Here is a 22,455-nt window from a genome sequence, read left to right as displayed (position 1 = left end):
GGCCGGGTACCACGCATTACCCGGTGCCTTACGGCCCACGGCTCACAGGGTGGGACAGTCGATGTAGCGGGCTGTTGATTCAGTGAGCCGTGACGCGTGAGCGGCCGGGTACCGCGCATCACCCGGTGCCTTACGGCCCACGGCTCACCGGTCAATGTGTGGTGCGACAGCGGTGTCGTACATGGTTTCAAATGCTTTCCGATGTAAAGGCATTTGTTTTGTGCGCTCGTAGAAAACGTCAAAGTCTTCCTCTACATCCACCACCCACGATTCACGCGGCGAAAGCGGACTCTTGATGCCGAGCTCGTTCCATAATACAAGCCGCTTCTTGAGGCGATGGAAGGCATCGAATTCCATACGAACGGAGCTCTTAATAAACTCCTCGCGTGTACTAGCGTTCTCAATCGAGGACGCAATTAGGCGTGCCAATTCGGTCGCATTCTTGATGTTCTCCAATTCGTATAATAGTACCATCCATTGATCGATCCCAGACAACCCAGGGCGCCCGCTTATTCGGACGAATCCTGGTGGATGCCCACCACCCGTCCATGAGAGATACTCTGAATCCAAACCAGATTGGGGTAGGGCGTAGTCCCAGTGGATGCGTCTGCCATCGTATCCATGCGAAAATTGCTCACAGACCCACTTATAAGTAGGTCCATCCTTATCCAAAACGCCCGCCATAGCCGGTCTATCAGAAAGTAGCTGCAAGACCTGCTTCTGTCCAAATGACAGGTCACTGCACTTGCAATCATCCGCCACTAGGCTAGGCCCAGGGAAAGTGATTGCAAAAGCAAAAAACCATAGGAAGACAAGTGCGAATGACATTTTCACTTTGATCGCCGAATCGTAAGGGATGGGATTAGGATCGAGCGGAAATAAAATGTCGCTTATTGAAGCGTTGACTGAGCGTAGGGCCGGTTCCTACCGGCCGATTTAATCGAGTCGTCAAGGACGGTCGGTGGGAACCGGCCCCACTTGAAACGTGACATTAATTTCCCGCTCGGTCCTTACTTGATGAATAATACGTAATGATAACTTCCAGAGATCCGGTAGGAACATTAGGGGTAGGAAAATGTATCTCGTCTCCAATCTTCCTACCCCTAATTTTCCTACCTAATCTTTTCATCGTAAAAGCTGCCATCAGTTCTGTCGGAGATGACATGTGGGCCAGTGGAAGTCACTGTCGCCGCGACTGCGGTTGGGGGAAATCGGTGCCGGGGAAGCAATCAGACAGCCAGCGTAGTCTTTCTCGACGGTTAGTCTTGTCATTGTGTACTTGTTTGGGACAAGACAGATAAACCTTCACGCTTGGAAACAGCTATGTCCCTTTTTCCCTTTAGGATCGAGCGGAAATTAACTGTCGCATTTTGAAGCGTTGACTGAGCGTAGGGCCGGTTCCTACCGGCCGATTTAATCGAGTCGTCAAGGACGGCCGGTGGGAACCGGCCCTACTTGAAACGTGACATTTATTTTGCGCTCAGTCCAAAGGTGTGCTCGGAGTTCCACTACCAATCGGTTAAAACGGCAGAGTTTTGGCCCCACTCTGTGGTGGACTATGAGGCTGACCTCGAAGGCTTCCAGCCGTCATTGGAATGACGAGCGTAAGTGTGGACTTTCGGGAATTGCCGAGATTGATTGCAGCTGCGTTTCTGGCGGGTACAAAGGCGTGGAGGGCGTTATTCAGCGGCCGGGTACCACGCATTACCCGGTGCCTTACGGCCCACGGCTCACAAAAGGATCGTCGCACTACGTGCTTATTGGGCCGGTTTAGGCGGGTTCGCCCACTGGCCACTCAAATTCTCGCCACGTACGACGAAGCCTTTTTTGTGCCAGTCGTACCAAGTCGTGACGTCAGCAGCGGCGTAACGAATTGTGAGTCCGCATCGCCGTCGATCCGATTCGTTGGCGTCGGATCCGTGCAGCAGCAAGTCAGAATGCATCGAAAACTGCCCCGCCTTCAGCGCCACGTCCACTTCCTTGTCTCCATACGATTCCGCGTTTGCCACCGCCAAATTCAACACGGTGTCGGTGTCCTCCGTCTCGTCGTAATCGATTAAACCGTGAACATGCGAGCGGGGTATGAACTTCATGTTCGCGTTCTCGGGATCCGCATCATCGATCGCCAACCAAACGGTCACCGTTTTGGTGGGACTCAGTGGCCAGTACGTACTGTCTTGATGCCAAGGGACACGCTTTCCGTCGTGCGGCATTTTGCAAAAGAAGTGCGATCCCCAACACACAATGTTTTCGCCCAGCAGATCCGACACGGCATCCACGATCCGCGGATGTTGCACCAAGTCGTAAATGCGGGCAAAGCGAAGATGTGCAGTACTAATTGAATAGCTGGTTCGCCCCAGTTCGATGTATGCCGCCAATACGCCATCAAAGAAGGCACGCGTCTCGCGAGCTTCCGTCTCATCGAGTCCGTCGAAGGGCATCAGGTAACCGGTTTCGTTGTACTGGTCGATCTGTGACTTCGTCAGCGTATGCAGAGACTTACCCAACGAAGGAACAAATCCCATTTGACGCGGCAACTCGGCCAATTGACTTGGTGATGGATTCGGAATGTCATCAACGCTATTGATCATTCGGGTAATCTCAGGACAAAAAGGCTGTAAGTTTGAAATACAAAGAGGTTACTTTTGAGGCATCCATCACGCGATGATGTCGTCAAGCACTTCGCCGTGAACATCGGTCAAACGAAAACGGCGACCTTGATATTTATACGTCAGCCGTTCATGGTCAATGCCCATCTGGTGCAGAATGGTCGCGTTGAAGTCGTGAACGTGAACCCCATTTTCGACAACATTGTAGCCGAACTCGTCCGTCGATCCGTAGCTAATCCCCGGCTTGATTCCTCCGCCAGCCATCCATGTCGTGAAACAGCGAGGATGATGGTCGCGACCATAGTTGTCATTAGTCAGCACCCCTTGGGTGTAAGAGGTGCGGCCAAATTCGCCGCCCCAAATCACCAGAGTATCATCCAAAAGCCCCAGTCGTTTCAAGTCTTTGACCAACGCCGCTGAGGCTTGATCGGTTTCCTTGGCTTGTTCGGTGATCTGTTTGGGCAAGTTGGAATGTTGATCCCAGCCCTGATGGTACAGCTGAATGAACCGAACATCTCGCTGGGCCAGTCGTCTTGCCAGCAAACAATTGGCTGCGAACGTGCCTGGCTTCTTTGCGTCGTCGCCGTATAGTTCGAACGTCGATTCCGGTTCATCCGAGAAATCGGCTGCGTCAGGCACACTGGTTTGCATCCGAAATGCCATTTCGTACTGAGAGATCCGCGACTCAATTTCGGGGTCCAACTCCTTAGCGAACTGATGTTGATTGAGTTTGTTAATCACGTCCAATTGTGCTCGGCGACGGGCCGCTGGAATGCCTTCCGGGTTTGACAGATAGAGCACTGGATCGCTACCACCGCGAAACTGAACGCCTTGGTATTTGGAATCCAAGAAACCGTTACCCCACAGCCGAGCGTAAAGCGGTTGTCCTCCCTGACCGGCGGACACCAGCACGATGAAGGCGGGAAGGTCTTCGTTTTCGCTGCCCAAACCATAGGACAACCAAGATCCGAGAGACGGTCGACCTGCAATTTGAGAACCAGTTTGAAACATCGTGATCGCCGGGTCGTGATTAATCGCCTCGGTGTGCATCGACTTGATAAAGCAGACATCGTCAACAATATCGCGGTGATACGGAAGCAAGTCACTCAACCAAGCTCCGGATTCGCCATGTTGGCTGAACTTGAAATGCGACCCAGCGATCGGCAGCGACGATTGATTCACCGACATGCCGGTCAGCCGTTGCTCCCCCCGGACCTCCGCAGGCAATTCTTTGCCGTTCATCTCATTCAGCAGCGGTTTATAAACGAACAAATCTTGTTGAGCCGGACCGCCGGATTGAAACAAGTAAATGATTCGTTTGGCTTTCGGCGGAAAATGGGTGCCAGTCGCAGACCCTGGTTTTGCCTGATTTGCGTGCCCCGGAGAAGCATGTGTATGGTCGTTGCCGAGCAAACTAGCCAACGCTGCTACACCGACACCGGTGCAGCTATTTTTGAAAAAATGCCGTCGATTGATGGCGAATGGATCGAATGACATAGCTTTATCGTTTCCAAATAGTGACATCAAGATTAAGAATGGTCTGACAGACGTTGGTCAGCGCGGCGAGTTCGATGAAGTCCGCTTCGGACTTCAGTTCCGTGTCACCAAGCGACACAAGCTTCTTCGCAGCTGCGGGGTGCTCGATATAGAATGCCCGCTCATCGTCGAACAATTGTTGCAACGCCTGTTGTTCCAGCGGGTCGGGTTGGCGTCCTGCGAATTTCTGGAAGGCGGTTTCCACGGGCGTGTCCGTTTCGCTGGCGATCAATTGTTGAGCCATCACGCGAGCCGCTTCGATGAACTGAATATCGTTCAGTAGCACCAAGGCTTGCAGTGGTGTGTTTGTTCGCGAGCGTTTGACCGTACAGACTTCTCGTGTCGTCGTATCAAACGCCATCATGTTGGGTAACGGCGCCGTTCGTTTCCAAACCGAATAGAGCGAGCGACGATACAGCGACTTGCCGACCGATTGCTTGAAGGGCGGCGACATGCTGTTGGACTCTTTCCACAAGTCTTCGCCGGGTTGGTAAGGTGAAACCGGTGGACCGCCGACTTCGTCGTTCAACAAGCCGGACGCAGACAACGCCAGATCGCGAATCTGCTCGGCGGCCAAACGGTAGGCGGGGCCTCGCGCCAACCACAGATTCGTGGGATCGGACTCTAACTGCTCTGGCGTCGCCGACGATTCTTGTCGATAGGTAGCCGACAGGGTGATGTTTTTGCAGAGACGTTTCATATCCCAGCCGTTCTGGATGAAATCGCGAGAGAGCCAATCAAGCAACTCAGGATGCGTAGGCAAGTCGCCCTGAGAACCAAAATTTTCAGGCGTTCGCACCAGTGGCGAACTGAAAAAGTTGCCCCAGATTCGGTTCACGGCAACGCGTGCAGTGAGCGGGTGCCGCGGATCGGTCACCCACTGAGCCAACCCAAGTCGATCGTTCGGTGCGTCTTCGGGAAACGCAAGCGGCAAACCCGAGAGGGTTCTTCGCTCGACCAATGTTTCATCGGTTTTTGGAGCGTCATACTCGCCACGGGCCAGCATGTGAGCAGGACGTGGCTGTTCGTTTTCTTGCATGATCGGAATTTCGTTCATGACTTCTTCGGCCATCACGACGGCGTGACGTGCCTGCGTCAACGCATTCATCGCATCGCGTGTAGGCTCGTCAATCGCCGAAGCAAAGTACTCGAAACCTGGCTTGCCGCTCGATGCTGCCGCATCCCCCGTCGCCAGCACCCGCAATTCAACCTCTGTGAGCGCTCGGTCGTAAACCTGCACATCGTCGATCAGACCTCCGTCGAGACCACGAGCACGGAAACGCTGTCCTACCACGAACTCTCCGCCGTGGTCCACCAGCACATTGCAACTCTTTTTCAGCTGATCTCGAATGATCGTGGTTTCCAGTGGCTTGCCGTTCAGATAGAGTCTCAACCCTGCGGCATTGGATGATCCATCATAGGTCGCGGTGACTTGATGCCATACATTCACCGGTAACGGTGCGACCGTTCGAACGGCGATGGCATTGCCTGGCCAAACGCGAGCCATTCTTGATTCGAGGTAGCCGTTTTCGATGGTCAAATCCCAGCCGTTGTATCCGCAATCCGTACCGCGAGTGTGATGCGCGATTAAACTACGCAGCGGAGATCGTTTGGTTTCCCGCAGACTCACGACTACGGACATTGGCAACCAGCGATCAAAAGGCGTGATCCCATGAGTCGTGACTCCGCGTTCCCCATCTAATGTTAAGGCGCGTCGGGGAGGCGTCTCGTCGGACTGCCCCTTGTCGGCAGCCAACGCGGGGTCGAGTCGGGCGAGCGGCGAATCGGTCACTTCGACTAACTCTGGCATCTTCGTCCAAGCTCGGTCCGATTCGGAAGGGTGATAGATCGCTTTCATCGATTTGTCGAAACCACGATCAAAACTCAGTGCCAATCGCAGATCGGGAATCTTAAGCGGTTCCGAATGCTCGGGAGTCCATACGGTCCAGCGTTGACGAGCCTCCACGAGTGACCGCTGATACGCTTGCTCTGCCCGGCCAAGTTCGGTTTGGGCTTCTTCTAACGCGATTTGCTGTTCGGGAGTGGGCAACAAAATCGACGGACAAGGGACCTTTTCGGTACGATCGTAGACGCCACTTTCGTCAATCGAATTAAAGAACGCTGACAGCGAATAGTAATCTTCCGTGGGTATCGGATCGTATTTGTGATCGTGGCAACGACAGCACTCCATCGTCAATCCCAGCACCGCGGTTCCGAACGTGTGAACACGGTCCGCCACGTTCTCGATTCGCCATTCCTCGAACACCGCCCCGCCTTCGTTATTAAGTCGGTGGATGCGATTAAACGCAGTCGCAACCAATTGGTCTCGCGTTGGATGTTGAAGCAGGTCACCGGCAAGCTGCCAAGTAAGAAATTGATCGTAGGGCAGATTTTTGTTGAACGCGTCCACAACCCAATCGCGATAAGGCCACTGCGTATTGAGTTTGTCGGATTGGTAACCGTACGAATCTGCGTAGCGTGCCGCGTCCAACCAGGCGACGGCCATGTGTTCACCGAACGCCTGCGATGACAACAGTGCATCCGCAGCGGTCTCGTAAGCCTGTTCGCCGGAAGCAGAGAGCTGAGCTTCAAAATCGGCGATCTGTTTCAGCGTCGGTGGTAATCCTGTCAAATCCAACGTGACACGTCGTAGCCAACGTAGTGGTGGCGTCTCTGGACTAGGTGATATGTTTTCATCGTCAAGTTTCGCCATCACGAAACGATCAAGCGTCTGGCGGCACCAATCGGGATTGCTAACCGAGGGAACTTCGACTGAATCGGGAAGCAGTTCAAAAGCCCAATGGCCTTCGTAAGCGGCGCCTTGTTGGATCCAAGTCTGAATCGTCAGCTTCTCTTGCTCGGTCAGCTCGATTTTGGAATCCGGCGGCGGCATCAACATGTCCGGATCGTCGCTGGTAATCCGGTCGACAAGATCGCCTGATTCGATCACGTCAATCGCGGCCTCACGTGAATCCAATCGCAAGTCGGCTTCGCGTGTGTTGTGATCCGGTCCATGACAAAAATAGCACTTGTCCGAAAGAATCGGACGAATGTCGCGGTTGTAATCGAGGTCTTTGCCATACACATCGGTCGCGGCAAAGAGGATCGACAAACCGGTCAACAATGGAATCGAGACGAAGTGTAATCGATGCATTTGAATTCTACGTTTCAGATGTCTTGTGCTATTCATGTTTACTCATTGCGGTGATCACGATCGAACCAAAATGTTGGGTCTGCACCCAACACCGTGAACGATTTCGTAGCGGAACTCGTCAAGAGTTTCGGGGAATTTCGCTGCGGGACGAAAGTCTTGACGACTTCCGCTACTCCCAAATCGGCACGAAGGCTTTCGGAAAAATCGTTGACGGCGTTGAGTTCGCACCAATGATGAAGCCTCATTGTCGCATGTCGTAGGGCCGATGTCTTGCACGCGGGACTCAAATCCGTGTAAAATAGCGCCATGGAAAATACCAGACTGCGAGACGCCTTTTTCGCTCGCCTTGGGCCAAGCGACCAAGCGTTTGCGTTGTTTGACTATCTGCCGGGGTTGTCCTTTTTCGCAAAAGACCGCCGAGGCCGTTTTATGGCGCTCAATCGCCGGGGTTGCGAGTATTGCGGCGTTGGATCTGAGGCTGACGCTATCGGCAAAACGGACCACGACTTTTTCCCAAAATCCCGTGCGGACGAGTACCGTGCGGACGATCTAGCGGTGATGGAATCAGGGGAAGCGATCATCAATCGTGTCGAAAGTGCCCCCGAAGACGCTGGCTCACCGCGGTTGGTGATGACCAGCAAAATTCCGCTGCGAGATGGCCGAGGGCGGGTGATCGGAGTCGCAGGTTTCTCGCGGCAAATTGAACGCATCCAGACGCCATCGGGCACCGTTGACGCATTTGCCAACGTCATCGAACACTTGCACGCCAACTTTTCCGATAATCTGTCGACCGACCAACTCGCCAATATGGCGGGGTTATCCGTCAGCCACTTTGAACGTCGTTTTCGTCACGCTTTCGGTGCTTCGCCGCGTCAATATTTGGTTCGCGTCCGCGTCGAGCATGCGGCGAAACTTCTTCGCGAGAGTGAGCACACCGTTTCCGAGATCGCCCATAGCTGTGGCTTTTACGACCACGCCCATTTCAGTCGCAGTTTTCGCCGCATCATGAGTTGCTCGCCGTCGCAATATCGAAAACGCTAACCACGGGACGCGGACAATCGTTGGACCATCGAAATAGGTCACTCGTGGCACAAACAAATGCATTTGAGCCGTGGCTACGTTCGCCAGAACGTGGTCCACCGTCTGGCGACGGTAGCTACATCAAAACTAAAACTGCTCTGGTGCTTCCTCCCGACTTCAAGAGACTGCTGATTTAATTAGCCGTTTTGGCGCTAGCCACGGTTTCGTCACCATCCAACCGGGGCTAGTGCCCAAACGCAACGCTGTGAAGCATTTAGAGGCGGCAAATTGCGGCATTTGCGTTTAGTAGCTACGCTCGCCAGAGCGTGGATGGTTGCCGTCCAAATGCGAATCACCACCTTCTGGCGAAGGTAGCTACCAGAAAATGCTTCACAGCGTTCGCCCAAACGGCTAACGTCAGAGCGGTGATGTCGTACTAATTCAGCAGTCTCTTGCATTGGGGGGAGCAGCCCGTAGCGGAACTCGTCAACGGGCTGTTGATTTAGTGAGCCGTGACGCGTGAGCGGCCGGGTCCCACGCATTACCCGGTGCCTTACGGCCCACGGCTCACCACTGCGATTTGGATTCCGATTAAATCAACAGCTCGTCAAGAGTTTCGGTCATCGCGGAAAACGAAAGTCTTGACGACTTCCGCTACGCGATCAGTTCTTTGACGACGTGTCCGTGGACGTCGGTCAAACGAAAGTCACGTCCTTGGTAGCGGTACGTTAACCGTTCGTGGTCGATTCCCATCAGATGCTGAATCGTGGCGTGAAAGTCGTGAATGTGAACGCCATCCGAGACGAGGTTGTAACTGAAGTCATCGGTCTCGCCGTGGGTGTAGCCTGCTTTCACACCGCCACCTGCCATCCACATTGTGAAGCAACGAGGATGATGGTCACGACCGAAATTGCCGGGCGTGATCTTGCCTTGGCAATAGCTAGTGCGACCAAATTCGCCTCCCCAGATCACCAATGTGTCGTCAAGCATGCCGTGATTCTTCAAGTCTTGGATGAGCCCCGCAGTCGGCTGATCGGTTTGTTTGCACTTATTGCGAATGGAGTTCGGAAGATTGCCGTGATGATCCCAGCCGGGTTGATAGAGCTGGATGAATCGCACGCCACTCTGGGCCATTCGCCTGGCACGCAGACAGTTCGCCGCATAGGTGCCGGGCGTCTTCACGTCGTCGCCGTAGAGCGACAGTGTTTCTTCGCTTTCGTTGGATATGTCGGTCACTTCGGGGATCGACGTTTGCATCCGAAACGCCATCTCGTACTGGGCAATGCGGTTTTCAATTGCCGGATCGCCCGTCGACTTGAATTGCAACTGGTGCAACTTCGCGAGTCCGTCGAGCGCACTGCGGCGACTCGATGACGAAATGCCGGCGGGCGAGTTCAAGTACAGCACCGCATCCTTGTCGGATCTCAACTCCACGCCGTCATACTTGCCCGGCAGAAAACCGCTGCCCCAAAGTCGGGCAAACAACGGTTGGCCACCACGAGCATTCGACACCATCACGACGAAGGCGGGTAAATCCTCGTTCTCGCTGCCTAGACCGTACCACGACCACGCTCCCATGCTGGGGCGACCGGGGAACTGTGAACCGGATTGCATCATTGTGACACCGGGGCCGTGGTTGATCGCCTCGGTGTTCATCGATTTGATAAAACACAATTCGTCGGCAATCTTCGCTGTGTGGGGCAAGAGGTCACTCATCCATGCGCCACTTTCACCGTGCTGAGAAAACTTGAACGGCGAACCGACGATCGGCAGACTTGCTTGATGCGCGCTCATGCCCGTCAAGCGTTGCCCCTTTCGAATCGACGCAGGCAGTTCTTCGCCGTCACGCTCATTGAGAACCGGCTTGTAATCGAACAAGTCCATCTGGGAAGGCGCGCCTGATTGGAACAGGAATATAATTCGCTTGGCCTTGGCAGCGTGGTGCAAACCGGAACCAAGCGTGGCCGCCGATTCCGCTTTCGCGGCGTCTTGTTGCATCAACGTGGCCAACGCCATCGAGCCAACGCCGTAGCCAAACTGGCTGAGCCATTGTCGGCGTGAATACGAATTCAAGTCGTTGCCGGTACAGAGGGGCGTACCGGTGCCTGGGGTGGTTTTCGGGTGACTCATTGATGCCTCACACTTTCGTCCAAGTTCATAATGGAATTGACTAAGACCGTTGCAGCTGCCAATGGGGCTGGAGCCGTTTTCGGCGAGACAGGAGCTTGGCCGATTTTCAGAAATTCGATCGCACGTTCGGGATTGTTGGTGAATTCGTCCAACTGATTCAGGTACATCTCGACCAGAATCTCGGACTCTTCGACGGATGGCTCACGCGACGTCAATCGCAGAAACGCGTCGTGAGCCAGTTCCGTGGCGTTTTCGCCGTATTGGTCAAGCAATTCGGCCGCAAGCACTCGCGATGCTTCGATAAACTGAGGACCGTTGAGCAACACGAGCGCCTGCAACGGCGTGTCGGTGATTTCTCGCTTCATCCGGCACACTTCGCGGCTGGGTGCGTTCAGTGCCATCATGACCGGAGCAGGTGACGCACGTTTCCAGAAAGTGTAAAGACTTCGGCGATACAGTTTGTTGCCTTCGTCGACGTCCAAGGGTGTGTAGGCGAGAGCCAAATCATAAGGTTTGACCGGTTCACCACCGACATCCTTCGTCAGCAAACCACTGGTCGCCAAAATATTGTCTCGAATCATCTCGGCTGACAAACGCATGCCGGTGCCTCGAGCGTAGTAGATATTTGTCGGATCTTTTTCGCGTTGTTCTGGGGACACCACCGAACTTTGACGGTAGGTCGCCGACAATGCGATTTTGCGAATTAACGAACGAACATCCCAACCCGAAGCGATGAAGTCGCGCGCGAGCCAATTTAAAAGCTCGGGATGAGTCGGGATCTCGCCTTGATTGCCAAAGTCTTCGGGCGTTCTCACCAGACCCTGACCAAACATCAACTGCCAATATCGATTGACGGCGACGCGGGCGGTCAGCGGGTGATCGGGTGATGTCAACCAACGAGCCAGCCCGAGTCGGTTACGAGGCAACTCGTCGGACATCGGCGGCAAAAACGAAGGCGTACGGGGTTCGACCGGCTCGCCCTTGGCGTCATAAACTCCTCGATCGAGCACATAAGTTTGACGTGGCTGCTGGGTTTCCCGCATCACCATGATGGCGGGAATCGAGTCGACATGCGTATTCACGGCTGCCCGGGCGTCGCGGAGGGCATCACGTACGTCTTGCGTCGTTGGGTCGACGGCGAGAACAAAGTACTCTCGCAATTGCTTACGGTCGTAGTGCGAGAGAGCGACATGCGGCTTGTCGATTAACGCCTTCAGCGAACGGCCGTCGAACAACTGAGCCACCTCGATGGCACTGAGCTGACGGTCGAAACCGCTAAATGTATCCACCTTGCCGCCGACGAAGCCACGGTCGCGGTAACGTGATCCGATCGCCAAATCATACTGGTCGTTTGCTTCGTAGCTGTCCGCCCACGTACTGATGTTTCGCGTCAGGTGGTCTTTGTCGATCTTGGTCTCGACTGGCTTTCCATCGACGAAGATCTGCAGTCCCGCAGCACGACTCGATCCATCGTACGTCACTGCGACGTGATACCAACGATCCGCTTCCATCGGCTGGACCGTCTCGATCGCAATCGCATCGCCAGGCCAAAAGTGACACAACTTGGCACTCAGGATGCCTCCTTCGCGAGTGAGCTCGTAACCGATCGAGCCCGCGTCATCCCAACCGCGTGATCGGCGGTAAATCACTGCTCGTTCATTGACTTCCGGCGACCAAATCCACAACGAGAATGAAAACGGATCATGTCGTTCGAAGTGTCCGACTTCGGGGATCTCAACTGGATCCTCGCCCGTCAAATGAATGGCTTTCCCAAACTTGCCAGCGACCAAGGAATTGGCATTTGAACTGATTCCGTTATTTCCCCGTCCGTTCAGCAAAGCAAATTTATTGGGGTCAACCTTTGGCTTTTGTGGCTTAGCATTTGGGGCCTTGGTTGCTGCATTGGTATTCTTTTTCAGGCCATCCTTTTTCGCGGTATCCTTCTTCACGACGTCCTTGATAATTGGCTGAGTTTCGTCAAAGGAAAGTTCCACGACTTCGCCGGGTATCCACGTTTCGACTTCGCGAACTTTTAACCAGTCGGCGAACGCCGGATCGACGTGAGTGCCAAGGTGCTTTTGCCAGGCCGCTTCCGCTTCGGTAAGTTGCCCGTTGAGTATGTCTAGTTTTTGCTGTTGATCATCATCAGGCAGCAGCATCGCCGGTGTCGGCACTGCGTCGGTGAAATAAGAAATCAATCCATTTTCGTCGATATTGTCAAAGAACGCACTGAGCGAATAGTAGTCCTTCGTCGTGATCGGATCGTACTTGTGATCGTGACAACGACAGCACTCCATCGTCAGCCCCAGCACCGCGGTACCCACCGTATGAGTCCGGTCCGAGACGTTCTCGACCCGAAACTCTTCGACCGACACGCCTCCCTCGCGTTGATGCGAATGCAAGCGGTTGAACATCGTTGCCAGCAACTGTTCGCGTGATGGGTTTGGTAATAAGTCGCCGGCAAGTTGCCACGTGATAAATTGATCGTAAGGCATGCCGTTGCCGAACGCCTCGATCACCCAGTCACGATAGGGCCAAGCGAAACGTTCGGTATCTTGTTGATACCCGTACGAATCGGCATAGCGAGCCACGTCCAGCCAATCGCTCGTCATGCGTTCGGCGTAGGCGACACTTTCCAGCAAGCGGTCCACGACATTGGCTCCCGCGTCGGGTGAGTCATCGGCAACGTAGTCACTAATTTCTTTTTCGGTCGGCGGCAAACCGGTCAAGTCAAACGTGACGCGGCGTAGCCATTTGTTCTTCGGCGCTTCGCCAGCAGGCTTCATCTTTTGTTCCACCAGCGTCTTGGCAATGAACCGGTCAATCGGGCCTTTGGGCCAATCGGCCAGTTCGCCAAGTTCGGCAACGTCCGGCGTTGCAATCGTTTCGGGCAGAGGTGTGAACGCCCAGTGCGACTCGAATTTTGCACCCTCGAGAATCCACTGATCGAGAATCGCTTTCTCTTTGTCCGTCAATAGTTTGATTGAATCCGCAGGCGGCATCGGATCATCTTCATCGTAAATCCGAACGTGCAGTTCACTCGCCTCGAGGTCGCCAGCAACCACACCAAAGTAGCCACCCAAGTCCGCAGTTGCGTTGGCAAACGTATCGAGACGAAATTCGGATTCCTGATTCGCGGCATCAGGCCCGTGGCATTTGAAGCAACGATCCGAAAGAATCGGGCGAACATCGCGATTGAACGAAATTTCCTCCGCGTTTGCCAAAGTCGAGACCATCACGAATACAACGACACTAAGTTGCGTCTGACAAAGGATTCTTAAAGTAGATGGGTTCATCGTCGTTACTTGCATAAGGGCGAATTCTGTACTCTTACGATTATGTGCCTCTGTCTTAGGAGAGTCTTGTACAAAGAGACTCCGTTTTGGTACGTTTTGACGATGCCCACAGCAACTTCGACTACTTCCCAAGAATTTCAAGATGCGTTTTTCAGGCAATCCCCTGGAATTCGCGAGGTTTTCGATTTGTACGAATACCTGCCTGCCGTCCTGTTTTATGCCAAAGATGCTCAGCATCGTTATATCGGCGTCAATCAAAGAACTTTGACGGAAGTATTTGGTATGGAACGTCAAGAAGAATTACTCGGGCGTACCGACCTTGAATTCCAGCCACCTGCGCTCGCCGAAGCCTATCACGCCGAAGATCGCCGCGTGATGAGTAGTGGCAACGTCATCCCTAACCAAATGTGGTTGGTGCCTCACGTTCGTGGCACCCCCAAGTGGTATGTGTCAACGAAGACGCCACTGTTTGACCCGTCACGTAAAGTGATCGGCATAGCCGGCGTGATGTATCCGGTTGCATCACGCGAGGACCAATCGGAGTTTTTTCAAGAACTGTCACCGGTCATCCAGCACATCGATCGACACTACACCGAGACGATCTCGATGAAGGAGATGGCCGATTTGGCGAATCTGTCGGCCACTCACTTCAACGCACGATTCCGATCTATCTTGCGTTTTTCGCCGACGGAGTATGTCTTGTCTCGTCGCATCCAGCGTGCCCAACAACTGCTGACTCAAACGTCAAAGAGTATCGTCGAAATTGGCAATGAAGTCGGATTCTGTGATCAAAGCCATTTTACCAAACGCTTTCGACGAGTTACGGGCCTAACACCACTGGGTTACCGAAAGCGATTTCGATAATGCGATGCCTTGATCACGTTGGCGAGAGCGGCAATCCAGCGGAAGCTGCATTCATCAGGTATTGAACTAGACGAAATGCCGCGGGGATCAGAAACACCATATTTCCAGCGGCGAATCGATTACGAATACTGGGGGCGATCGGCCACGTCGGCAAGCTTTCCAACGTTCCAATTTGTTCAATCCATTGTCCCGGATCTCCACACTCCGAACTCCCGTCAAATTCCTTCTCGATTTCAGAATTATCGTCGCCTGTCATCATCAGAGTTCGCTTCCATTGCAACTGCGAAAGTTTCGCACTCAGTTTGTCCGCCAATGGAAGCAGCATCTGTTTCTGCTGTTTCATCTGGCGATGGAACGAGAGCAATGGAAACACAAACGATGCAAACTCCAACAAGATGGCAACCACTAGAAAAACGACGTAAACTCCCTGCCAATCTGTAGTGAAGTTCGAATGTGTCTCGGGCCAAGTAGCGGTCCACACCGGCATCATAACTGCCCAGAAAGCAAAGAACGCGACCGGCAATGCCACGATCAAAGCCTGCAGAAAATAAAAGTCGCCGATCGGACGCAGCCCACACGCTTGATCGGAATGGCCCAGAATCATGTTGACCTTGCAATGACGTCGCGACAATTCTGTTCCCAAGAACCCATAGTAGACACCGCGACCGACATAGCTGCCAACAATGGCGGCGGCAATGAATTCCATCACGATCTCAAGTGTCATCGCCGGCGTTGCAAAGGAGCTACTCGTCGCGGACGAATCGTTCGCCCAGACCAACGCATAGGCGATCAACAGAATCACAGGCAACATGATGCTCCCCGCCACAGACGCGATATTTGCTCGTGAATGCAAACTCTGCTTCATCACTGTAAACTCTGCTTCATCACTGTAAAGTCGGCGTCAGAAATCGACAAAGCATTTCGAGCGTTCAGTCGTCGCAGCAAACAATCAAACCGGTATCTAAGTTGCTGAGCCATCACCAGTCCCACTAGCAACAGCGTCCAAGCGGAAACGGTAGCCCATTTCGCGGGATTCAGTGCAGCCAAATCGGCACGATAAAAGAGGCAAACAACGACCAAGCCGGTGAAGACGAAAAGCAGCTCGGCAACGGCGGTGCGGGGCGTTTTCGGTGCAGGAGTAGACGAGTTCATCTGGACAGAGTATCGGCTGGATCTTAGTTCATGCAACCGAGAACCAGCCTCCAGCGGGCATTTCCGCCAATTCGATCGGGCAAGACAATCCTCACTCGCACACCTGCGTAATTGTGGCAATGTAGGTATTCTGATCTCTGTCGATTCGACAAAGCAATTGTTGATTTGCGTCCCACACCCCACGTCTGCGATACATCTTCATGGCCATCGATCTCACCACGCCTGCGTTACTTTTCTCGACGATCTCGCTGTTGTTGCTCGCCTACACCAACCGATTCTTGGCGTTGGCAACAGTCATCCGAACGCTTCATCGCGAATACCAAAAAACGCCCGATCCCGTAGCTGCCGCGCAGATTGCGAACCTCCGTAAACGCGTGAACTTGATTCGCGACATGCAGACCCTCGGCGTGGCAAGTCTGTTGTCCTGTACGATCTGCATGGGACTACTATTCGCGGGTCTTATCGCGTTGGGCAAGATCGTCTTCGGAATCAGTCTGGTTCTGATGGTTGGATCATTGGCGATATCGCTGTGGGAGATCCGCATGTCCGTCGGGGCGTTGAATCTGCAATTGGGCGATCTCGAGAAACAGTGAGAGTTTTTACCCCAGCAATCGCCGCATGGCCGAGGCAACGCCGAGCGTTACTTCGGTCATGCGGGGGTAGTCAAGCGTGTCCGGTGTGTCGCTCGCTTGGTGATAGTTCGGATTGCGTAGGAAGCTAGTGTCGGTCAACATCAATGCAGGATACCCTTGATCCCAAAACGAACTGTTATCACTCAGACGGATCTCGTTGACCTTCTCAGGCAAACAAATTGAAAACAGAGGCATCTGCCGCGTCCCACGTTTGAATCCGCGACGGAAACTCCAGCACAGTTTCCATGAGGGGATGTTGCCAACGGCAGCGAGAAAGTTACCTCGCTGCGGAAAGAATCGCCGCATCCATCTCGGTATCGTCTGGGGCACCGATTGTGAACCTTGGGTCAGCCGATAGTACCCAACCATCTCCAAACACAGCATCCCCGCAATCTTGTCGCCGCGCTGGCGTGACATGCGGGCATGGTGCTGGCTGCCCATCGCATCGAGATTGAAATAGGGTGGTTCTTCGCAGGCAAATGCGACGTAACGAGCGTTTCGTTTGCCAGTGTGCTCACGTAGCAATCGACTGACCTCTAGCAACACGGCAACCGCAGAAGCGTTATCATCCGCGCCGGGGGTCGATGAGACGGTGTCATAGTGAGCACCAAGCACTATGATCTCTTTTGAACTATGTTTTCCTGGTTGCTCGACAATCAGATTGGTGGCCTCGTCGCCCATCGCGTCATACACTTCTTGCTGGATCGAATACCCCATCTCATTCCACTGGGATGTGATGTATCCGATCGTCGCGTTGATCGTTTTCGGTTTCTTCAGAGTGCGCGGACCGATCAACCCCGCCAAACGATCCACGTGCAGACGCAAATTGGCTTCGATTTGGTCTTTGTTAGTATTCATTATCAATAAGGTGGAGCGAGTCGGCGGAAACCGTGGAAAAGAACAACAAATAGGAAGAGGAAGTTGCGAAGCAAAACTGCGATCGGATTGATCCTGGGCGATACGGTCGACGTGCCGTTTGCGATGGCATTGTTGAGCGATCCAGCTAGCGACTCCATCCAGCGGACGCTACGTGGCCACTCCCAGATGCCATCGAGCCACTCGTTTGGAATTCCATCGCGACCGACACCGGCCCCCACAATCCCACCAACAATCGCAGCAGTCGTGTCCGCATCGCCACCGCACTGAATCATCGTGGTCACGGCAAGCCGGTAATCACACGGGTGAGACAACCAAGCGTGAATGGCGACCGGTACGGTGTGGTAGGTATAGCCCGTCACTCTTTTACTCAGCCCCATCGACTTGGAGAACGCCATAGTGGACTCGTTCGCACTCACACTCTCTATCGCTCGTCGTAACAATTCAACGAACTCCGAACCGTCTTCACCAACAGCATCGACAACGCTCTGCAACCATTGGTTCGCATCAATGCCACCCTCTTGTTTGGCTTTTCTTGCCGCCAACGCGACCGCGATCGCACCGTACTCAGCCTTGGGATCGCTGTGCGTCAACCGCGACGATGCCCGCAGCATCTGTAACATCAACGGCAGGTCGTCGATCGCGGCTCCGAAGATGGCCGCACGCATTGCCGGCCCGTTGCCTGCGGACCAGACACCCGCGTTTTCCGGTTTCGCACCCAACCACAACTTCATCCCGCTCCGTGCCGTCGCTTTCCCTACGCCTGCGGGAAACGCCAGGATCCACCATCGCAGCCGCCTTGCGAACCGCCGTCTGAAAACGTCCACGTCCCCCGCCGCATCAATCATTGACTGAGCCACCATGCAAGTATGCTCGGTGTCGTCTGAGATCATTCCACGTCCAAAAAAGAAACGATACCGATCCGGCGCCCCCAGCAACGTTATCGCTCGATCCGGCGAGACACCTTCGTAAGGAAGCCCCAACGCGTCACCAACGGCGGTCCCTAAAATACAGCCTGTGATCGGATCGTGACTCATTTACACTTCTTTTGATATTCGAAACTAGGCCAGCAGCTAACGCTGTCGACTTACAATTACGGGAAAACCTTACACAGAACAGTCGGACGATCCGCAAGAAGAACACTCACAATTCATACGTCTCTCTCACGGCCGCAACGATGAATCCGCTATCGCGTCCTTCAGGACTTTTGCATCGTCTTTTCCACGAACAACGATCGTTACCGAGATACCGTCAAACCTCGAGTCTCCCACAAGGGGCGCAATTGCGTTGCCGAAATCACTGATCGACATTGGACCGTACCCAGTGGCGAGAGTCGGTGAGGAGATCGATTTCGCCCCCAGCTCGATTGCCATCGCCATCGCGTTAGAGAATGTCGCGTGCACGAGCTCAGGCGACGAGTCATAGAATGGGTCGATCGCAACCGCGTGAAGGATGTGCCGGAAAGGCAACGAACTGGGTTCGCTTCTCACGACCGTTCCGGCCGGAACCGCCGCTGCGCCCAGACGCTTCAAATGAGCGTGCAGCTCGGCCTGGATTCCTTCACCACACGCGGTCAGAATGGCACCATTAACGCCCCCCGACAAATTCAGCCAAGGATTGGCGGTTGAGATCAAAACGTCCGCCGGAAATGATAAAACGTCCCCCACCATAATTTCGATCTTCATTGGCCAACGTCCTCACCATTAGCACTCCACAATATGCCGTCTCATTTAGCGTAACATAAATCGGAGCATCAAATCGATGATGCAATGGACTCGACTTACAACCTCTTAAACCCTTTCCACGGTGAATACAAACATGACTTGGTTTGAAAAACTAACCGAGATTGACGAAATGTCACCCGAGCAGGTGCGGCGTGAACTTTCGGTTGAAGGTGACTTTCTCGTTTGCCCGAGTGGCAAGCGAATCGCCTGTGGACGACTAAAAACTCCCAAGTTGTCTGAACTTCGTGAACGTGTTCGTGCGTCGGATGTTGCAAGAGGAAGAGCGACGATTGCCGAAATCGTTGGCGATGTTCGTCAGTTGCATACGGATTCTGCAAACGCGAACGCGCTCTTTCAAGTCGCTTCGCAATTCAATTTGCTGGAAATGGCTGGCCCCACGGTGACGCCCGAGCAGGGTGTGGGAATCTACGAGCACGATCACACTCAAGGCCCTGCCTGCGCGATCGCGTGTGGTGCCGGCACGATCTTTCGCAACTACTTTGTCCCCGTTCAGGATTCAATTGGTCAAACCGCTAACCCGCAAATCGACTGCTCAGCTGATCTGGGACAGCGACTTGGCAATGCCCAAGGAAGGCTGTGGTCGATGCAAAACGGCTATTTGTTTCCGACAGACGGTGGACTCGAGGCCATTGTAACCCGATTGCAAAAGTCGACTGAAAATGAGCTGGACGAACTGCGAGGCGAGCTGCGGATTGGAGTGCAAAGCGATGCCGCAGTGACGTTGCCGGGTTCCCAACACCTCGTCTCGCAAGCATATTGCTCGGCGTTACCGATCGCGTATGGCCGTCAACCACAGGAGCAGTGGGCTGACTTCGCCCAACTCATCCTCGACGCCGCCTACGAAGCAACATTGTGTGCCGCGATTCTTAATACGGTTCGCACTGGCTTTAACCGACTGTACCTGACACTGCTTGGTGGCGGCGTCTTCGGCAATCGTGACGAGTGGATCGTAAAAGCAATCGAACGCGCGGTGTTAAAATATCGCGACTTTGATCTCGATATCCAAGTGGTCTCCTACAACTGCTCGAAGCCGATCGTCGCAGACTTGGTGTCACGTCTGCGTTAATCCATCAGCAGCGAGCCCGATGACGGCACCGTGCAAATATTTGCTTGGTCCTGCTGGCAAAAAAACTCCGTCTTTCACAACGCAACATCCGAAATTGGCGTTATCGCTTTTGACTGCCCCCCCCCGCGAAGCATCGTCGTCGGTGCTATAACTTTGTCTAACTTCTCGACGGCAGGGGAGCCACGGATATCGCAGTAATGCCTGAACACATTCTGCGTTCACGAAAAACCGAGTCAAAACGTCATCCTGGTTTTGCGGCATCGCATATTACGGCCAGCGAAATCTCCAGTGGTGTCAATAAACGTAAGTAAAAAGCTATGGTCGAAAACAACGAACGTAAACCGAACACTCTTTTTGTTGAGGTGACTGGATCCGGGCTTCCCGAAGTGGATGGTTTGTTCGTTCCTTCTACGGCACCTCCGACTGAATCAGAATCGGGAACCGTATCAAGTCTCGGCTACTGGAACGGCAAGATGGCATGGGATCGGGCAGATGGAAAATCAGCTCGGAGCCCTGCTCTGTCCTACAGCAACAGCTACAAATCCTGGAGAATTTGCCGACTCGATGGCCATCTGGCTTACGAAATGACATGCGAAGATGAGCTGCCACCCACTGACAGAGAATGGCATGTCTATAAGAAGGGAGTCGCACCGGCGCCGAAAGTGGTGCTGCACCATTACGATCCCAGGCAACCTTGCCCCAAACCCAACGTCGTCTTTGTTCTCGGTGGCCCCGGTGCCGGAAAAGGGACGATGTGTGAGCTTGCCGAGTCTCAACTCGGATGGACTCACTTGTCCACAGGAGATCTACTCCGCGCCGAACGCCAGTCTGGCGGTTCGACCGCAGACACTATCGCTGAAATCATTGCTGCTGGAAAGTTAGTACCCAACGAAATCGTTGTGACGCTGCTCAAAAACGCGATGGAGCATATTACCAGGACGACGGGGATGAACAACTTCCTACTCGACGGTTTCCCCCGCTCGTTATCCAATTTGGCGGGCTGGTACGAGATCTTTGGCGAGGATACGGAGTTGCCTAAAATGTTGTACTTTGAATGCCCCTACGCGGTTCTTGAAAAGCGTATCCTGGGGCGTGCCAAGTACACAGGAAGAATTGATGACAATGTCGAAAGTCTGAAATTGAGATTCGATACTTTCAAGTCGGAAACATTGCCCACCGTTGAGCTTTTCAAGAGCAAAAACAAGTGTGCTGAAATCGATACCAGTCACGATCGTCAAACGGTCTACGCGACCGTCTGCAGCAACCTGGCCGAGTACACCGATAAAAACCTTGCAGCCCGACCACTCACCGAAAGGGCCGAGATGTTGCTTGGCCTGAGGCCTTTCCCCAAGGAAGAGAAATCGAAGTGAGATGGCGTTAGCTCATTGGCGATTGGGCACTGAAACGCTTCTCGCCGCGTTCCAATGAGCTTGTTCCGCTTGGCGGCAAGTGGGCTGTCGGTTTAGTGAGCCGCTTTCGCGTGAGCGGGCGGCCGGTGCAACGCATTACCCGGTGCCTTACGGCCCACGGCTCACAAGGTGGGACAGTCGAATTAGCGATTCGTTGATTCAGTGAGCCGTGACGCGTGAGCGGCCGGGTACCACGCATCACCCGGTGCCTTACGGCCCACGGCTCACTATTGCGATTTACATTTTGGTTAAATCAACAGCCCGCAGGTCGATGCGTTCAAGAGAATCGGCTCGATGGTTCAGCAGCGCAGTTAGCTCGCGTTACGAAATAGTGTAACGCATCTTGAAATTGGTCATTCGCTGTGATCGACAGAGCACCGATTGCTCCTGTACGACGACAAACGATGCAGCAAGAAAGAATGGCTTTGCGGTGATGCTGGCATCGGTTGTGACCTCTTGCAATCCCAGCTGATGTGCCGACCGCAGGATCGCTCGCAACAGTTGACTTGCCACGCCTTGGCGCTGATAGTCCACCGAAACATACAACCGATCCAAGTGGCCGCTGGGCGTCATATCAGCGAAACCAGCGATGATGTCGTTGTCATGAGCCACATAGGCAATGTTTCCCTCGAAACGTTTTGCCCAAGGTTCCAGTGGCAGATCAGCCGGGGCCCAAGCGGAAATTTGCTCAGGCGTATAGTCGCGGCAATTGACGCGGTGCACCGTGTCGCGAAACAGGATCAGCAGCGGCAGAGCATCCGAGGGGGTGTACTTTCTTAGCTGAATCGCCGCAGGTTTGCCAAAATTTTTGTCCATCATTTACAAACCGAATATCCTTTCTGTTGCGGTTAGGATGACTTGCATCGTTTTCGTGGTCGTTTTTGGCCGTTTAGGTCCTCGTCCCAAACGGCATCCGCTATTCTAGCGGTTAGAGTTGGTGTTAACAGAATAAGCGACGACGCTGCG

Annotated in this window: 17 protein-coding genes; 5 read left to right on the top strand and 12 right to left on the bottom strand. The window is 53.8% G+C overall.

Annotation, left to right across the window (positions count from 1 at the left end):
* Positions 1 to 144: 144 nt before the first annotated feature.
* The 4 genes from SH528x_RS19740 to SH528x_RS19725 form a co-directional block, all read right to left on the bottom strand.
* Positions 145 to 828: a hypothetical protein gene (locus tag SH528x_RS19740; RefSeq protein ID WP_442505171.1), complete on the bottom strand. Its 684-nt coding sequence runs from the start codon at positions 826 to 828 to the stop codon at positions 145 to 147.
* Positions 829 to 1,757: 929 nt separating this feature from the next.
* On the bottom strand, positions 1,758 to 2,591 hold the full coding sequence (locus tag SH528x_RS19735) for a phytanoyl-CoA dioxygenase family protein (protein ID WP_442505170.1): 834 nt from the start codon (positions 2,589 to 2,591) through the stop codon (positions 1,758 to 1,760).
* A gap of 66 nt (positions 2,592 to 2,657) precedes the next feature.
* Positions 2,658 to 4,106, bottom strand: a complete 1,449-nt coding sequence (locus tag SH528x_RS19730) for a DUF1501 domain-containing protein (RefSeq protein ID WP_442505169.1) — start codon at positions 4,104 to 4,106, stop codon at positions 2,658 to 2,660.
* 4 nt (positions 4,107 to 4,110) lie between these two features.
* Positions 4,111 to 7,299, bottom strand: coding sequence for a DUF1553 domain-containing protein (locus SH528x_RS19725; RefSeq protein ID WP_442505168.1), 3,189 nt, complete (start codon positions 7,297 to 7,299; stop codon positions 4,111 to 4,113).
* Positions 7,300 to 7,605: 306 nt separating this feature from the next.
* Here SH528x_RS19725 and SH528x_RS19720 point away from each other — a divergent pair, with 306 nt between their 5' ends.
* Positions 7,606 to 8,340 (top strand): helix-turn-helix domain-containing protein, encoded by a 735-nt coding sequence (locus SH528x_RS19720; RefSeq protein ID WP_442505167.1) that lies wholly within the window; start codon positions 7,606 to 7,608, stop codon positions 8,338 to 8,340.
* Positions 8,341 to 8,973: 633 nt separating this feature from the next.
* Here the strand turns inward: SH528x_RS19720 and SH528x_RS19715 are convergent.
* On the bottom strand, positions 8,974 to 10,449 hold the full coding sequence (locus tag SH528x_RS19715; RefSeq protein WP_442505166.1) for a DUF1501 domain-containing protein: 1,476 nt from the start codon (positions 10,447 to 10,449) through the stop codon (positions 8,974 to 8,976).
* On the bottom strand, positions 10,446 to 13,745 hold the full coding sequence (locus SH528x_RS19710; protein ID WP_442505165.1) for a DUF1553 domain-containing protein: 3,300 nt from the start codon (positions 13,743 to 13,745) through the stop codon (positions 10,446 to 10,448). Before SH528x_RS19710 ends, SH528x_RS19715 begins: the two co-directional genes overlap by 4 nt.
* A 102-nt stretch (positions 13,746 to 13,847) precedes the next feature.
* Here SH528x_RS19710 and SH528x_RS19705 point away from each other — a divergent pair, with 102 nt between their 5' ends.
* Positions 13,848 to 14,609, top strand: a complete 762-nt coding sequence (locus SH528x_RS19705) for a helix-turn-helix domain-containing protein (RefSeq protein WP_442505164.1) — start codon at positions 13,848 to 13,850, stop codon at positions 14,607 to 14,609.
* A gap of 13 nt (positions 14,610 to 14,622) precedes the next feature.
* Here the strand turns inward: SH528x_RS19705 and SH528x_RS19700 are convergent, their stop codons facing one another.
* The gene (locus tag SH528x_RS19700; protein WP_442505163.1) at positions 14,623 to 15,477 is read right to left on the bottom strand and encodes a hypothetical protein; all 855 of its coding nucleotides are present in this window, start codon (positions 15,475 to 15,477) and stop codon (positions 14,623 to 14,625) included.
* On the bottom strand, positions 15,474 to 15,761 hold the full coding sequence (locus SH528x_RS19695; RefSeq protein WP_442505162.1) for a hypothetical protein: 288 nt from the start codon (positions 15,759 to 15,761) through the stop codon (positions 15,474 to 15,476). Before SH528x_RS19695 ends, SH528x_RS19700 begins: the two co-directional genes overlap by 4 nt.
* Before the next feature lie 200 nt (positions 15,762 to 15,961).
* Between SH528x_RS19695 and SH528x_RS19690 the strand changes: the two genes are divergently transcribed.
* Complete coding sequence (locus SH528x_RS19690; protein WP_442505161.1) at positions 15,962 to 16,354, top strand: DUF2721 domain-containing protein; 393 nt, start codon at positions 15,962 to 15,964, stop codon at positions 16,352 to 16,354.
* Positions 16,355 to 16,360: 6 nt separating this feature from the next.
* Here SH528x_RS19690 and SH528x_RS19685 read toward each other — a convergent pair whose 3' ends face one another.
* From SH528x_RS19685 to SH528x_RS19675, 3 genes are all read right to left on the bottom strand, one after another.
* On the bottom strand, positions 16,361 to 17,251 hold the full coding sequence (locus SH528x_RS19685; RefSeq protein ID WP_442505160.1) for a M28 family metallopeptidase: 891 nt from the start codon (positions 17,249 to 17,251) through the stop codon (positions 16,361 to 16,363).
* A gap of 2 nt (positions 17,252 to 17,253) precedes the next feature.
* Positions 17,254 to 18,306: an ADP-ribosylglycohydrolase family protein gene (locus SH528x_RS19680; RefSeq protein ID WP_442505159.1), complete on the bottom strand. Its 1,053-nt coding sequence runs from the start codon at positions 18,304 to 18,306 to the stop codon at positions 17,254 to 17,256.
* Between the two features lie 126 nt (positions 18,307 to 18,432).
* The gene (locus tag SH528x_RS19675; RefSeq protein ID WP_442505158.1) at positions 18,433 to 18,954 is read right to left on the bottom strand and encodes a macro domain-containing protein; all 522 of its coding nucleotides are present in this window, start codon (positions 18,952 to 18,954) and stop codon (positions 18,433 to 18,435) included.
* 133 nt (positions 18,955 to 19,087) lie between these two features.
* Between SH528x_RS19675 and SH528x_RS19670 the strand changes: the two genes are divergently transcribed.
* Positions 19,088 to 20,080, top strand: a complete 993-nt coding sequence (locus SH528x_RS19670; RefSeq protein ID WP_442505157.1) for a hypothetical protein — start codon at positions 19,088 to 19,090, stop codon at positions 20,078 to 20,080.
* A 317-nt stretch (positions 20,081 to 20,397) separates the two neighbouring features.
* Entirely contained in the window at positions 20,398 to 21,450 is a 1,053-nt protein-coding gene (locus SH528x_RS19665; RefSeq protein WP_442505156.1) for a nucleoside monophosphate kinase, read from the top strand.
* A 360-nt stretch (positions 21,451 to 21,810) separates the two neighbouring features.
* On the opposite strand, the gene SH528x_RS19660 is transcribed toward SH528x_RS19665, so the two are convergent.
* Positions 21,811 to 22,308, bottom strand: coding sequence for a GNAT family N-acetyltransferase (locus tag SH528x_RS19660; protein WP_442505155.1), 498 nt, complete (start codon positions 22,306 to 22,308; stop codon positions 21,811 to 21,813).
* Positions 22,309 to 22,455 lie beyond the last annotated feature (147 nt).

The organism is Novipirellula methanifontis, assembly GCF_052161655.1.
Lineage (GTDB): Bacteria > Planctomycetota > Planctomycetia > Pirellulales > Pirellulaceae > Novipirellula.
This window is presented reverse-complemented; position numbering and strand designations above follow the sequence as displayed.